The organism is Bradyrhizobium sp. SPXBL-02 (genome assembly GCF_051853065.1).
In the GTDB taxonomy this organism is placed as follows: Bacteria; Pseudomonadota; Alphaproteobacteria; order Rhizobiales; family Xanthobacteraceae; genus Bradyrhizobium.
This window is the reverse complement of record NZ_CP182474.1, coordinates 4,982,276-4,994,832: the sequence shown is the minus strand read 5'-3', so window position 1 is coordinate 4,994,832 and position 12,557 is coordinate 4,982,276. Positions and strand designations below refer to the sequence as shown.

At 65.1% G+C, this 12,557-nt stretch carries 7 protein-coding genes; all 7 read right to left on the bottom strand.

Annotation, left to right across the window (positions count from 1 at the left end; all coding sequences use genetic code 11):
- Window positions 1–38: 38 nt before the first annotated feature.
- Window positions 39–785 carry a poly-gamma-glutamate hydrolase family protein gene (locus tag ACNJYD_RS23550; protein ID WP_212256408.1) on the bottom strand — a complete coding sequence of 249 codons (747 nt, stop codon included), beginning with the start codon at window positions 783–785 and terminating at the stop codon, window positions 39–41.
- 151 nt (window positions 786–936) lie between these two features.
- On the bottom strand, window positions 937–5,733 hold the full coding sequence (locus ACNJYD_RS23545) for a peptidoglycan-binding protein (RefSeq protein WP_439363464.1): 4,797 nt from the start codon (window positions 5,731–5,733) through the stop codon (window positions 937–939).
- A gap of 21 nt (window positions 5,734–5,754) precedes the next feature.
- Window positions 5,755–6,921, bottom strand: coding sequence for a hypothetical protein (locus ACNJYD_RS23540; RefSeq protein ID WP_212256404.1), 1,167 nt, complete (start codon window positions 6,919–6,921; stop codon window positions 5,755–5,757).
- A gap of 2 nt (window positions 6,922–6,923) precedes the next feature.
- On the bottom strand, window positions 6,924–7,364 hold the full coding sequence (locus ACNJYD_RS23535) for a hypothetical protein (protein WP_439363462.1): 441 nt from the start codon (window positions 7,362–7,364) through the stop codon (window positions 6,924–6,926).
- A gap of 19 nt (window positions 7,365–7,383) precedes the next feature.
- Entirely contained in the window at window positions 7,384–8,643 is a 1,260-nt protein-coding gene (locus tag ACNJYD_RS23530) for a hypothetical protein (protein WP_212256401.1), read from the bottom strand.
- Entirely contained in the window at window positions 8,640–11,030 is a 2,391-nt protein-coding gene (locus ACNJYD_RS23525) for a hypothetical protein (protein WP_212256399.1), read from the bottom strand. Before ACNJYD_RS23525 ends, ACNJYD_RS23530 begins: the two co-directional genes overlap by 4 nt.
- Before the next feature lie 230 nt (window positions 11,031–11,260).
- Complete coding sequence (locus ACNJYD_RS23520) at window positions 11,261–11,968, bottom strand: AfsR/SARP family transcriptional regulator (protein WP_210268450.1); 708 nt, start codon at window positions 11,966–11,968, stop codon at window positions 11,261–11,263.
- Between the last annotated feature and the right edge of the window lie 589 nt (window positions 11,969–12,557).

Genomic DNA, 12,557 nt, shown 5'->3' with positions numbered 1-12,557 from the left:
ACAAGCCTGCTGGCTATTCCGTCCGGGTAGGGAACGGCTCATACGCGGCTCATGGATTTACGCAAAGCGTCGACCAGTAGCCAAAATTGAGCGTTCGTCGTGTTTTTCCGCTGCCGCCTTGTGTTGATCCCGAACAAGCTTCTACGATAGCTCGTTCCCATCTCGAGTTGGGCGCAGCCGCCAATTCTTGTCTTGTTTGCGATGTTGTCTGGGAGACTGCCGTCAAGCATAGGGTTGCTGGTAACCTCGGCCGGGATTCCTGCAGCATCCAATTCTTCCAGAACGATATCGCGCAACTCGTCGTCCAGTCCGCCGAGCTGAATTCTTCCATTCGCCTGGGTGTCCGTACAGCCGTGCAAGCTGATACAACGTTGAGCGTTTTCGACCAACTTCGTGGCTATTGGCTCATCGTAGTGGGAAGCCGTCACATGCAGGTCGCCGTTGCTGGAGGGCAACAACCCTTCAAACAGCCAGAGGTCAAGCAATCCAAGACCATCAACTGCGGTCGCCAGCGTAGCCGGATGATAGCCGGCCGTAGCTAGAGCGATCTCGCTTGTGCCGGTCTCAATGCCACCTCCGTGGAGGGCCATGATGATCTTTTGTGTTTCCGTGTTGTCCGTAACCTGTTCTTCCACCAGTTGGCGCCACTCATGACGTAGCCATCTTTTTCCATATGCCATCCCTTCGACATTGTTCGGATCATCGTACAGAGCAGTCATGGAATCATACTTGTCGGGTCCTCGCGGCATATCACCGATCTCCGTGCAGTCGGCTTGAATGATCAAGAGCCAGTCGCGACGTGCGGCTCTTGCTGGCGAATGGTGGACCTCCGGACACGATAAGGCTGCGGCCCTGACTTCTTCGAGAACGCGTCGCCCGGACCCGACTGGCGATCCGGATCGGACCATTTAGGTTGCAGGTTTCAGTTCGACATTCTTACCCGCCACCCGCCTTCTCGATCATGCGCATGACGGCATGGAGCTCCCTCTCGTAAGTCGGTCCGGTGGCGTAGCCCGCGCGAGCGACTTCGGTTGCGAAGGCGTATGGGTCGTGGGTGACCGCGAACGCCTTGGCGTACCGCTTGTTGCGCGCCAGAAATGAGCCGTGCTCGCTGAACGCGGTGGCAGCGTCGGGATAGACGCGGAACCAGTCGCGCACGACATAGTCGTACTTGCCGTCGGGCCGCGGCGTCACCGAGATCACTTCGGGGAATTTGGCGTCGGGCCGCGACATGACCTCCTTGGTCTTCAGCAACTGCCGCATGTTTTCGGGCATGCTGGCTTTTGCCTTGATACCGAAAAAATTGAAGCCTGGCGCATGCGCACCCCAGCCGGATTCCAGCGCTGCCTGGCCGAGCGTTACCAGGGCGGGTACGCGGCTCGCCGCCTGCGAAGCCCTGGCTGACTTGCCGAACGTGGCGACGAACGCTTTCGGCGCGAGCTTCTTGCCCGGCGCGTAGGGCAAGGGCGTCGGCGCAGGAGGCGTAGGAGCGGGGGAGGGCGGCAGCGACCGGCCAGCCAGCGCGGCGCCAATCGCGGCCTTGGTCGCCGCGCCGACGACGCCGTCGGCCTCCAGCCCGCCGCGCGACTGAAACCCACGCACCGCGCGTTCGGTGTTCGAACCAAAATCACCGTCCACTGCCAAATCGTAGCCGAGCCCGACAAGGGCGCGCTGCAGGCTGCTCACGCCGTCGCCTTTGCTGCCCCGGCGCAGCGTCGGTCCGAGCATGAATTCGGCAACGCCTTTGAGGCGGTCCACCAGCCCCGGATCGCCTCCCGCTTCGCTCGCGAGCAGGGCTTCCAGGGTGAGGGTCTCGTCGGCTGGAGATTCGCCCTCGCAGGCGGCGCGCACGTCCTCACCGTCGCTGAAATTCTCCTGCCAGTTCTCTTGCCAAGTCTCTTGCCAAGTCTCCTGCCATCCCTCGTCCTCGGCTTCGCTTTGCGCGCCCGGCAGCGGCGCGAGGTCGAGGTGGAAGTGGATGATAAGGGGATGCGGTCCATGCCAGTTGAGCCCCGTCACGCGCTTGTTCTTGTCTTTGCGCGTCGTGCCGACGAAGATCACGTTGCGCTTGCCGGTCTCCCGGTTGATCTCGTCGGCGACCGCGAAATCGTTGTAGATGATCCGCCATTTGGCCGGCATCGCCTTCGCAGTCTCGTTCACCGCGCGCAGCAACCTCAAGGCATCGTCGCGGAGATAGAAGCCGCGAGCGTCGCGCCTGTTCAGGAACAGATCGAGCGAATAGCCGCGGTCGTTGAAGCTCCCGCCGCCATGTCCGCGATAGGTACCCGCTCCGAGGCCTGCGCCGTAGCGGCGGCGCAGCTCGGCAAAGAAGCGGACCATGATCGGCGCGACAGGCGCCTTGTCGCTTCCGTCAATCGACGCGTGACTGACCAGCTCCACCCGCTGCGCCGGCGGCCCGAAATCGCCGAGCGAGCCGGCCGATGGCTCGGTGCGGAAGCGCATCTCTTCCTCGCGGCTGATCATCCAGGCGCGGCGGAGAACGTCGTCGGCGTACTTCGTCCCGAAGCGCATGCGGGCGCCCTTCAGCGTATCCTCGTAGTCGCCGCGCAGCGCCGCGCTTCGTTCGTCGGCCGAAGGCTTTCCGCCCGTCCGCCGCGACCACTCCGCAGCCAATCTGGCAATGAAGGCATCGAGATCCTCGTCGACAGGAAGCGGCGCAGGCGGGGTCGGTGCCGGCGGGATGGGAGCAGGTGGAGTAGGTAGCGGCGCGATCTTGCCGCCGAGCGCTGCGGCGATAGCCGCCTTGGTGCGCGGGCCGACCACGCCGTCGGCGGAGAGGCCTGCGCGGGACTGAAAGGCGCGGACCGCTTTTTCGGTTGCATCGCCAAATCGTCCGTCGATTTCGCCCGGCGAATGGCCGAGTTGCGCCAGCGCGCGCTGCAGCGCTTCGACACCGGCGCCGCCGTTGCCGCGGCGAAGCGTCGGTCCGACCACAAGAGCCGAGGCGCCCTGCAAGAGGTCGGCGGCTCCACCGGCCTCGGTGTCGAATGCGCGCACGCCGACGCCTGCAGGCCATCCTGCGTCATCCGATTCCGGTTCGAACCACTCGGCCTCGAATTTTCGGGGCGCCGAGTGGGCGCCGCACCCGCATCCGCACCTTTCGTGCTCGATTTCGTCCTCGGACGATTCAGGCCAGCGCGTGTCGGAGAAGTCTTCGTCGAGCTTGTCGCCAGGAAGGCCTGCGTCCACGTCCAGCCAAGCTAACGATTCCCCGTCGGCTCTCTCGAAATGTGTTTCCGCGCTCGACATCGCATCGAAATTCTCAAAGGCCTCGCCATCCGAGGCTGTGCCGAGCTCGCTCAACAAGGTCGGGAGCAGTTTACCGGGCAGCGCGCAATGGGTGATCGAATTTGGCACGGGGCGCAGCGCCACCGCGCCCGCATTGGCGCGGCCGTCGAATTTGTCGGTCGGAGATTTGGCGCGGTAAACGATGTCCACGCCCAAACCCGGCCGGGCTGCGGAGAGCGCCTTGAACGCCGCGATGGGCGGGCTTCCGTAGGTGGCGTCAAGAACCCACACCTTGACGAGCTTCGCAAGCGCGCCGGTGCCGAGCGCCGTGGATTTGTTCGCGTTGGCGAGCGGATAGAGCACGCCGTAGGCGCGCGAGTGCCCGGAAATGACGAGCCGGCCGATTTGCGTGCCGCTCCGCTCGAGGCGGCGGTCCGCCTCGCCCAGCACTTCGGCAAACAGCGCATTGAGCTGCGCAGGCCGGTCGAGGCCGTGTGCACTCCAGCCTGCGTCGCTCCCAATCTGGAGCTGCGGCACGATCAGCAGCATCGGCCGGCCGCTGTCGGTCACGATCTTGCCGAGCCGGAAGGTCGCCTCCGTCACGATGCCCGCAGGCATGGCTCGCGGCACGCCGCAAGGACTGAGCAGCCCGTGGATGTAGAGCAACATGTCGACCGGCCCGCTGCCTCGAACGGCCGCAGCCGACGCGAATACGGCGATCTTTGTGCCGGTGACGCGGGAGCGGTAGATCCATAACGCGCCGTCAAGATACGGCTTCGTGGACGGAACGACGGCTTCGCTTTCGAACTCGCTCGTGATCGTCGGCTTGCGGCGAAACTCCCAGTGCCATTCCTCGGTCGGCAACTGCTCGAAACCGTAGGCCGCCGCGTTCTGCTTCAGCCATCCATAGAACCAGCTCCTGCGCCAGGCCGCTCGCGCTGCGTCACTGCTACTGTTGGCAACCTCGAATCCCGCTTTTCTGTTCTGATAGAAGTCGACGGCAATTCCGTTCTGGTGATTGCTGTAGCCTGGCGCCGCAATCCGGCCACCCAGGCCAAAGCCGCCGAAGGCCTTCGACTTCAGCATGTAGGCGGCTGCTGCCTTCGAATGTGGACCTTCGGCAAGAGCTTCGCGGTGCGCGCGTGTCCGGTTGTAGTAGCCCTTGAAATACCCGAGCCACAGCGAGCGCTGGTGCTCACTGCCGCGATAGCCGCTTGCTGCCGTCAATCGTTTCGTTCGCAGCGCATCTGCATCACCCGCAATCTGAGCCTTCTGCAGATCTGCATTTGCAGCGGCGAGCAGGCGGCCTGCGGCCCGCGCAGTCTCCGGCCGCGTCTTGACGCTGGTGCCCGGGATCGTCTCGACCTGAGTGCTGCTCAGGTCGGGCAGGGCAGCACCCCTGGCCTTGCGGCTGCGGGCGATATGCTCGGCGAGCACATTGTTGCGAAAGGCGATCTGCTCCGCTGTTGCGGTCCACGCCTCGGACTCGAGATATTCGTCCTCACCTTCGTGTTCGTCTTCGGCGCAGCGGCTGGCTCCGGACTCCAGCTCGCGAGCCTCCTCGAGCTCGCGCGCCCAAGGCTCCGAGCTTTCGTCTCGCGCGGCATCGTTGTCCGCGGAAAAGCCATCCGAATTCCACGGCTGGGCTTCAAGCCCTGTGAACGAGGTTTCATCGTAATCTTCCGACAGCGAGCCTTCCAGCTCCGGCTCGAAGCTCTCGCTCAGCAGGGTCATGCCCTCGACGGCGAAGAAGGCGTAGCTATCCGCGTTGTTCAGAGCCTGCTTCGGGGACAGGGTCGCGTATTTCGGTTCGTGCTCGTAGGCCTGGTCCTTGATGCCGACATAGCGATGCGCGACCTCGTGGATGAGGGTCACCTCCTGCGTGTCGGGCGCCAGCGCGCTGAAGTTGCAGTGCCTCGGCCGCGTGTCGAAGCAGATGTGGACTTTGCCGAAACCGCCGAACAACTGCGTCGTCAGGGCATAACCGCAGACGGCTCCCTTGCCGTCCGTGGCGCAGTCGGTCTCGCCGCGGAACTTGATTCCATCCTTCAGCGCCTTTTCGATCCGCATCAGCCGTGTGACGATGTGACGGAGATCGTCGTGCTTCGTGGTGTGAAAATGCCGCAGCAGCAGCTGCCGCGTGGCTGCGCCCATCCGATCCGGCCGTCCGTACGCGCTGCCGACGAACGAGGCCGCATGCTGCACTGCGCGCAGACACCGTTCGGTGACGTCAAGCAGCAGCTGCTTTTGCGTCGACGTACAGTTCGCGAAGGAGTGGGGTGAGCCCAGTTCTCCCTCCTCGAGGGACTGGGATTCGCCCGCACCAGTCCACTCCGCTTCGCCCGAAAAGGCCACGAACGGGTTGTCCTCGAGCGTGGCGAACGCTTCAATTCCGCTGTGGTTCTCCGGCTCGGACGTCTCCGCGAACGGAGCGTCGAGGCCGAGCGGGTCGAGCGATTGGAAATCCTGCGTGGACCCGTGCATCGTCTGCCTCCTGCGTTGACCTCAACGTGCGCCGACGAGCAGTGGCGGTCGGGTCGGCGGCCGCATCTCGATCGGCTTTGCGCGTGTCTTCAGATCCTTGCCAGTTGCGGATGCCCACTCAGTGATGACCCGCCTGCTCGAAGCTCCGATCGGCGAAGCTGCGCCCGGCGGCGAACCGACCGGCGGCTGCTCGAGGTAGAGAACCCACGCCAGTTCAGGTCCGGACACGACGCCGGACTCGACGATGCGCAGGAACCGGGAAAGATCGCCAGCCATCGAGAACAGAGCCGACGACCTGCTGTGCGGTGCGAGCCCAACGCGCTCGCCGATCATCCGCAGGCGCTCGTAGGGGCTCGTGGCGTTGGCAACCAGATCCTCGACCACCGGCGTGTTGGCGCTTAGCGTCAATTCGGCCCAGCCGAGGGCCGTTGCCGCGACCAGCTCCTCCCGACTGAGCAACTGATTTTGCCGCCGGGCGCGCAGTGCAAATCGCAGTGCTTCGGCGATCCTGAAAATCCGATCGTCGTCTGAGGCGTTCACGCCGGATGTGTTGCGAACGTTGGTGATCGCCTGCCACAATTCAAAAAGGAGTTCCTCGAACACCTGGATGAATGACGCGTTCGCGTGCGTGGCCTTGTCGTAGGCGGGCGGCCGGTTGTCGTCGGTGCCGAATGCCAGGTCGAGGCCGAAGAGCCGCCAGTATGCGTTGCGCCGTACCGCCTCGGGATCGGGACGGATGACACTGGTGGATAGCCACGGGGCAAGCGGATTGGCGGCACCAAACAGCAGCACCTCGGTGATCTCGAGCCAACGCTGGGTCGCGATTGACGGGATGCCCAATCCCTCGCCGGAGCGATACTCCCGGAGGACGCGGCGCAGGATCTGGATGGCGCGTGTGTTCTCCAGAACGTAGCTGTAGCCGAGGTGGTCCCATTGCGGGACACCGGCCAACGACGGATCCGGGATGAATGGCGCGAATGCGCCGATGTCGTAGCGGAGGAAGGCCAGCCGGGCCGGGCTGGCCGGCTGCGGATTCGGCGGCGGTCCCCATACGCGAAAGGCGTTCCAGACCTGTTCCATGTGGAGCAACAGATCGAACGGATCGCACATGAGCACTATTGCGGCCGCCGCGTCGCGCGACATGTTGGAGGGCGGCGCCATCATGCGGTCAATCAGCTGCTGGATCATGACTAGTACCTTTCGTTGTCGCGTGGGCGCGGAACGACCTCGCCGATGAATGGAACGGGACGCGTTGGTATCGGCACGGTCGATGCTCCCGACCAGCGCGGCCGCGCCGTGGCTTCGATCATGCTTGCAAGACGCGCGTTCACAGCGCCATCCGTGATCGGAACGCGATGAGGTCCGATCTCCGCCAGCGGTGCGAGCTTGGTCGACAGTTCCTCGAATCCGTTGGTCAGGATGCATTCGATCGCGCTCATCTGCGACAAGCGGCTCAGCGCCTGATTCAAGTGGCACAGCTCCTGCTCGCGCTTCGCATCGCGCTCGTGCAGTTCGTTGATGGTCTGCTTGAGGAGGTCGATCTCCTCGTTGCGCGGGTGCCCGTCCGATTGGCGTTTGGCAAGCTCCAGCACGGACTCGGATCCCGCCGAAGATGAAGGCTTCTTGGCCATGTCGTATTCCTTTCTCAATTCACGCCGCTTCGGCCTGGTTGACGAACCAGCTGCGTGCGCGTTCAATCCACATCGGTGCAGTCTCGGGACATTCGGCCTCGCGCAGGCCGGCGAGTGCGACGATCCGTATCCCCTCGCGCTGTCGCCACGCCGGCGACGTCCAGAGCGCTGCGCCAGCGGTGTGTTCGAGCTCGGCAAGCGCCTGGGGCGAGACGCGTTTTGGATCGAGCACGTCGGTCATCGGCCGGCCGCCGAGCCCCGGTACGGGCGCTGAGAGACACGCTTCTGCGATCCTTGGCATCGCGGCCTTCGAGCGGGCGAGCAGGGGCTGCAGCGTCTCTTCGGCGAGGGCGATCGGATAATGCGCTTCCATGGCCCGTTGCAGGGCATTCCATGGGCCCTTATCGCCGAAGCAGAGGCGTGACATTGCGCAACCGAGGACCGTGCGAAGCCACCCGATCGGGTGCGGGTCGCCCACGGGCCATTGCAGGATGGTGTCGGCATTGCCGACGACGTCGTAGAGCGCCGCCGTCGAGGCATAGCCGGTGTGAAGAAAGGCAAAGACGTCGGCACCGATCTCGGAGGCCCAGGGTGTCCACATCACCTGAAGCTTTTCATCGTCCTTCAGCGCGCGCGCTATGGCCGCTCGCACGGAGGGCGTCCAGCCGGTGAGGTGAGCGACCTGATGGCCAGTCTCGTGAAAGAGCGAGGTGGGGCGATAGAGATTGTGGCGCACGATCTTGATGGCGGCGACCGGCATGATGACCCCGGGCGCCCAGAGGCGGACGCCCGCGCGCAGGATCGATGCGCCGGTTCCCTTGTCCTGGTACACCAGCACTCTTGGCACCGGCTTCCTCGCCCGCTCGAGCACGCCCTGCATGCTCGTGACCGCAAGCCGGTCGAGCGTCGTGAGCGCCTCGCGCAGAGGCGCACTTGTTCGCGAGTTCACGGCATCTCCGAGGAAATCGAGCGTGGTGTCGACCTGGACGTAGCGGCGACGGAAGCGCTGGACACCGGTCGAGGCGGCTGGAATGCGGGCCGGATTCTTCCGCGCCTCGGCAACGACCCGCTGCGTCGCCTCACCGAGCTCGATGAGTTCCTCGACGACCGCGTTGATCTGCTGGCGCAGCGGCGCACCGGTGTCGCGTTCCACCGACTTCCAGGCCTCGATCGAAGCAAACTCCTCGGCATCGCGAAACGTGCGAGCGGCCGCCAGCCAGTGGGCGACCTGCCGCTGGAGGTCCGAGGTGACGAGATGCTGGTCGATGTCACGCGTCACTTGCCGCCTCGCCCAGGTGTGACGGAGATGGCGATGCTCGGTGTGCCGCGCAGCGCGGCGCCGGACGGCGCGGACGCACCGCCGCGCAGCATCCTGCGGATCGCGTCGAGCCCGGGGACCGCGGTGAGGCGGATGCGAACCGTTACACCGGGATCGGGATGTCCGGCTGCGCGCACGAACGCTTCCGCATTGGCTCGCGCCCATTTCGTCAACGCCGGCATCACCCAGGCGCGCAGGCGCTGGCGCAGCTGAGCGGTCAGGCCGGGCGGCAGCAGCTTGCCCCTGTGGGCAGCGAAGTCCTCGAAAGTCTCGCCGTCCTCGCCATCCTCGCGTAACATCCGGAGAGGAGCCTGGCCGCCGGCGGAGAGTCGCTCCATGTCCTGGTAGGTCCTGGTGAGCGCCTGCAGCAGCGGGAGGCTTCCCTGGCCCTTGCGGATCGCCGCGACGATCTTCTGCGTCTCCGCCTCCGACAAGTAGATTCCGACGGTGATGCGCGCCTGGCGCATATTCACCGAAGCCCAGGCACGGCTTGCGCGCAGACGCCTGGCCGCGGCCTGTCCCGCCGGGCCCGCGGGCAAAGTTGGCGGCGCGCCGGCGCCGACCGGCTCCAGAATGTAGAAGCGCTGGCCCGCGGCGATCCGCTGTCGCGAGCGAAGATATGCGGCGGGCACCGCGACACCGAGCTTCGGTTCACGCAGTAGAACGCCGGCCGCCGCCGGCGTCAGCGGATGGACGTTGGCGGTGTTGATGTAGCCGCGGCCTGCGCCTGCGCCCGACCGGTCGGTGCGCACCATGCGCTGGAGCGTGGTGCCGGGCGCAGACTGATAGATGTGCATGCGCGCGCGGATCGGAAACTGCGCGCCCGCCGCCCGCATCGCCGCGCCGACCGTCGATCCGCCGAAGGTGGGCAGCGTGTCCGCAATCTGCGACGTCACCTGGATATCGGGCGTGCGGTTGTACTTGCGATAGGGCCGGAGGCTACGCGGGCGGCGGCTCACGAAGGTTCCGCCGAGCGACGGGGCCTGCTGCAGCGACGCACGAACGAAGCGAGGCGGGAAATGCGTTGCAACGGCTTGGCTAAACGCTTCTGCGGTCGCGAGCTGGGTCAGCTCTTCGTCCTCGAACACGTAGTCCTCGTTCTCGGCGAACTGGCGGACCGTATCCTCGACGACGCTGGCGAGCGCGACCGGCGCCACCTCGTCGCTGCGCTCGAGCTGCGCCCGGTCCTCGGCCTCGAGCGAGATGAGCCTCAGACCGGTATCTACGATGGCGTTCGACAGAGGCCCTTTGAGCTGCGGTCCTACCCATTTGCCGATCAACTGGCCGAGATAATTGGCGAGGAAGCCCACCACCTTCGGTCGACCGACGAGGTTGATTCCGAGCCGCAGCGCGCCGAGCAGGGCGGGAACGAATTGCTCGATCGCCGGCGCGAGATCTTCGTCCTCGTCGGCGTCGCGCAGCCGTTCGATCAGTGCGCCGCGGGCTTCGGCGAGCACCTCGAGTTCCCGCGTCTCGATCTCGCTCTCGTCCGTCGCACCGAACGCCTCGCCTTCGAACTCGGCTGCCGCATCGCCCGCCAGTGCCTCCGCGATGGCCGCGTCGAAGGATTCGGCGAGCGACTCCATGTCGGTCAGGTTCGCCGGTGACACCTGAGCTTCGTCGATGCTCTCCTCCGCAGCCTCGGACGTGAATCGGGCGGCGAGCGCGCGTGCGTGCGGCTGCAGAGGTGCCGGCAGCCGGCCGATGGCGAAGGACAGGACGCGCCGGAGCAGGGGATTGATCAGGCCGCGCAGCTTGTTCAGAACCGGCCCGAGCAGCGACCCCGCGACCTTGCCGACGCTCTTTGCCACATTGGCGACGGTCTTGACGACGCCCTTGGCTTTCTTGATGAGCTTGCCGATGAACTCCTCGCCGGCCGGCGTCAGCTCTCCGATCGATGGGTCGAATCTCTCCAGCACCTCATCGAGCTGTTGCTCTGAAAGGGAGCCGACGTCCAGGCCGGCCATCCCTGCTTCCAGCGTCTGCAGATACTGTTGCGCCTCGAAGCGCACCGGGGCGAGGTGCGCGTCGGCATAGCGTTCGCGCTCCTGTGCGGACGCCGGCGTCTCGCCGACGAACCGCTCGTCGAGTGCCTGCTCGGTCTCCTCTGCCAGAAACGCAAGCGCTTCATCGAATGCTTCGTCGCGAAGCTCGGCATAGACTTCGGCCACCAGGCGGTCGGTCTCGGACTGGCTTGCGCCGCCATCGAGCGTCGCTGTGAATGGTGTGAGATTCTCGCTCCACGGAGCGAAGCCGATCGCCGCGCCGTTGCCGGTTTCGGCGAAGGCTTCAGCGAACGGGTTTTCCTGCGCGGCGAAGAGATGGGATGACTCTTGTTGATTCAGCATCGCGCGACTCCGGCCTCCTGAACATCTGCGGTGCAGTTGAGCATGACCGCCGTCCGCCGCTGTGTGTGCCGCCGTCGCCTTGCCGTCTTGTTCGCGCGCTCAGTGCGTATTGCTGCCGTGGCCGCGGCGCTTTCCGAGGCGTCCACGCAGCGTCGCAGGATCGTCCACGGGCAGACGACGGCCGTCCCTGCAGACTCCGGAAAAGGAAGAAACAAAAAGGGAAGGGGAAGCTAGTGCGCGGTGCGTGAGGCGGGACAAATGCCGGCCACGCGCTTCGCCAGCGCCTCATCCGGGGCCACGCCCAGCTCGCAGGCAAGGCGCTTTGCCAGCGAACGGTAGCACTGGACCGCCTGGTAGCGATTGCGCTGGGCGAGATATGCATCGATCAGCGCTTCGGCCGCCGATTCGCGCAGCGGCTCGGCGGCGAGCGCGGCGACCCCCGCCTGTGCTGCCAGCGCGAGATCGCCACACGTCGTCATGATCCGGCAGGCCGCCTCGAGCGCCTCCACCCGCAGCAGGCGAAACGCCTCCTGCCCGGCGATCAGCCACTCCTCATGCCAGCCGGGCAGAACGTCGTTCGATAGCAATACGATGTCCTCGAAGGTAAGCGCTTCGCCCTTGAGGGCACGGGCCGCGGTGGCCTGTGCGCGCGAGAAATCAACGTCCGCCGACAGCACCAGCTCGTCGCCCATGGTCTCGATCCAGCCGGGCGGAACGTGCCACAGCGCGCGGCGGAGGTTGGCTCGGCCCGCGTCTTCGGCGAGATCCAGCCAGAGATTGCTAGCGGCTGCGGTGCGCGAGACCGGCCGGCCTTGAAGCGCGAGAAAGGCGAGAAGCCGGCGCGCCGGGAGCGAGAGGCGAACCATCGGGTGGACGCCAAGCCGCCCGAGAATGGCGACCTTGCGCTCCACTATCCTCTCACTGATGCCCCCCGTCATGAAGAGCCTTCCTGGTCGCGAGATTATGAAAAGTTCGACCGAGCTCTGGCCGGCCGAGTAAAATCTTCTGTTGGGCCGTTCGTATTCCGGCCGGTCCTTAAATTCTCGACACTAGGCTGACAACCGGCGTGGAATGGTACGCCCGCCGCCCGTCGTGGGCAACAAATCGGGTTGGAGCCCGAGGCCGGGACTTAGCGATAGATTTAGTCGCGTTTTACTGTTCAATGGCGCGGGTGCGTGCGTATGCCGACAACCGTGTCCGAACACTATGGCTAACACGAGGCTTGGTGGCAGTTCGCCGCGCGCGCAGAATTTGCCGCAGATATTGCACATGGGCGTGCCCAGTCCTGTGCACATGTGAACCTCACCACAACTCCGACACGCGTTGACCGAAATCAGGCTCGACGGATTTGCCGCCAGAGCAACCTGTGCTCGCGTGGGATGCGCGAGGCGGAACCCAGAGAAAATTCCGACCCGGACCTCGCCCGATGCAGATCAGTTCGTAACGTAGCGGTGTTTTCTATCCCGATAGTATGAACTAGTTCATTCTTGAGCCGCAACCAGAAGCTTCACGTCGAGCATGGCCGGT

Excerpts from the sequence above, each read along its gene's own strand:
- ACNJYD_RS23545 (WP_439363464.1), bottom strand. The coding sequence starts at position 5,733 with ATGCACGGGTCCACGCAGGATTTCCAATCGCTCGACCCGCTCGGCCTC.
- ACNJYD_RS23540 (WP_212256404.1), bottom strand. The coding sequence starts at position 6,921 with ATGATCCAGCAGCTGATTGACCGCATGATGGCGCCGCCCTCCAACATG.
- ACNJYD_RS23535 (WP_439363462.1), bottom strand. The coding sequence starts at position 7,364 with ATGGCCAAGAAGCCTTCATCTTCGGCGGGATCCGAGTCCGTGCTGGAG.
- ACNJYD_RS23525 (WP_212256399.1), bottom strand. The coding sequence starts at position 11,030 with ATGCTGAATCAACAAGAGTCATCCCATCTCTTCGCCGCGCAGGAAAAC.
- ACNJYD_RS23520 (WP_210268450.1), bottom strand. The coding sequence starts at position 11,968 with ATGACGGGGGGCATCAGTGAGAGGATAGTGGAGCGCAAGGTCGCCATT.